This is a genomic window from Bartonella sp. AP58NXGY, assembly GCF_042195785.1.
GTDB lineage: Bacteria > Pseudomonadota > Alphaproteobacteria > Rhizobiales > Rhizobiaceae > Bartonella.
The window spans coordinates 1-1,975 of the sequence record NZ_JBHIOY010000051.1 but is presented as its reverse complement, the minus strand read 5'-3'; the positions used below and the strand labels follow the sequence as shown (position 1 = coordinate 1,975).

The following is a 1,975-nucleotide window of genomic DNA, read 5'->3' as shown; positions in this document are numbered from 1 at the left end:
GCAAACTTATCAAAAGTTTTAAAAACCGTTCTATCAACCTTCTCAAAGCCTATCGGCAAAAGTTGACCATCAGCACTCATCTGATAAAAGCCACCATCACTCGCAAAAAAAGCATCACTCCCTCGACATGCTATAGAGGCTGCACTGCGCACTCCGCGCTTGTCTTGGATCTTTTGAAAAGCAAAGACAATTTTAGAACCCGGAACAAAGGTTCCTGCATAAATCGCAGAGCGCATAAAAATAAGGGGATTGGTGGATTCCGTAGAACCTTGAACATATTCTCCATCTGGAAAATCTTGAAAATCGCAATTTTTCTCTTTAACCTTCCAATGGGTTGCATCATCTAAACCAGACCAATGGATGCGATTGGGATAATCTGTCAATTGCATCAAACAAACAAAATCACCCCAAACCTTAACCAAACTGGCTTTCGGTGGATTGCCTCCTAAATCTTCAAACCGTTCAGAGCTATGGGTATTAAAGACTTGTGGTTTATCATTTTTATTCACCGCAATAATTCTTTTACCAAATAAGGCGAAGGACCATCGATTATCCTCATGTGCTTGATAGGTCACACCACTTTTGCTTATGTCTTTCCAACCCTTGGTTTGACTATCATAACTGTAAAGCTTTTTGGCTCCTCCTACGATGAGCTTAACACCATTGCCACTTCGAAACGCTATGCACCCCAATGGCTTTTCTTCTAAAGCATGAGACACAACCATTGCACTAGGCATGGGTATGTAACCGCCATCTGCCGGTAAAACATTCACAAGTGTATCCGTAAAGCTCCCGTTGATAACCGCAACATCTGGTCTGTAATCAGCGATTGGAAAATAAACCATTTTAGAAATCCGTTGGAATTATTCGAGTGACGTTATGACGTTTGGACGTCTCTGCACGCAATTCATGCAATTGCTCGTTAAAGTCATTATAAGCAGCGGCTGCACAATCGGGTTCTTTAAGGATATTCTTGTACAGTTCATATTTTGCACGCGCCTTGATCAAGTCAAACCCATAGATAAACCATGGATGTTCTTCATCAACACTCTTTATCTCTGATAAACGAAATGGAGAGAGAATGAGTTGAATCTGATAGGCTCTATCCGGTGTGGGATAAAGATGTAATTTCCTATCAAAATAACTGTAACAAACCGGCGTCCCTTGCTGCTCTGATGACAACGAAGGCTCTAGAGCAAAAGGACTTCGCCGCTCCAATTCAAGCTTATGATCTTGACCAGAACTCAAATAAACATTTTTGATTTTCACAGCTGTTTCAAGATGGCGGGTATCGCTTGCATCATAAGCACCCTGCCCCGCCCGTGTTTGAAACGTAACATCACGGCTTTCGTTAAAGTAAAAACTTTCCCTCTCACAAAAACGAATAGCAGCAAAAATACTTTCTTGGATTTGTGCTACATACTCATCTGTGATGTCATCAATCTCATCTTGGATAACCGACACCAAGTGCGAAAGCGTTTTTCTATGACGATAAACATCCTGTTTCGCTGGTATTGGTCCCCCCGTCTTAACCCGAATATAATGACGCGTCATCAGACTTCTCTTAACAATTGGTCACAAATTCAACGACTATACTTGCTTGACCTGCTTGGACTGTCTTATCAGCTTTAGCATAGAGAGTAAGTTCTTCATCATAAGGGACAAATTCCTTTTGATTGCTAGGCTTAACTTCTTTGACTGCCTGCTGTTTGATTTCTGCTTCACCAAATTCAGTTCCTCCAGCAGTACTGCCTATTTTAACCTTCGTGTCCGAAAATGCTGTCTTGACATACACTTTAATTGAAGTAATCAAAGCACCACGAGGGAGGGTGCCTATCTTCATCACCTTTTCTTTATCTTCATAGCTAAAATTAAGACGCAAAAAGCTTACCTGCTGCGTATGAAGATTTCTCCCTTGCAAGGGCTGTGGTAAATAATCTGCCATGTCTTATCCCCTCAATGATTTGTCACAAAT

At 41.3% G+C, this 1,975-nt stretch carries 2 protein-coding genes and 1 pseudogene; all 3 read right to left on the bottom strand.

All coding sequences use genetic code 11. The features are described from left to right. Window positions 1-845, bottom strand: a pseudogene (locus ACFINC_RS09225) (hypothetical protein); the annotation flags it as partial. A 1-nt stretch (window position 846) separates the two neighbouring features. Next, the gene (locus tag ACFINC_RS09220) at window positions 847-1,554 is read right to left on the bottom strand and encodes a hypothetical protein (RefSeq protein WP_375617015.1); all 708 of its coding nucleotides are present in this window, start codon (window positions 1,552-1,554) and stop codon (window positions 847-849) included. A 10-nt stretch (window positions 1,555-1,564) separates the two neighbouring features. Beyond that, complete coding sequence (locus tag ACFINC_RS09215; protein WP_375609772.1) at window positions 1,565-1,945, bottom strand: hypothetical protein; 381 nt, start codon at window positions 1,943-1,945, stop codon at window positions 1,565-1,567. Between the last annotated feature and the right edge of the window lie 30 nt (window positions 1,946-1,975).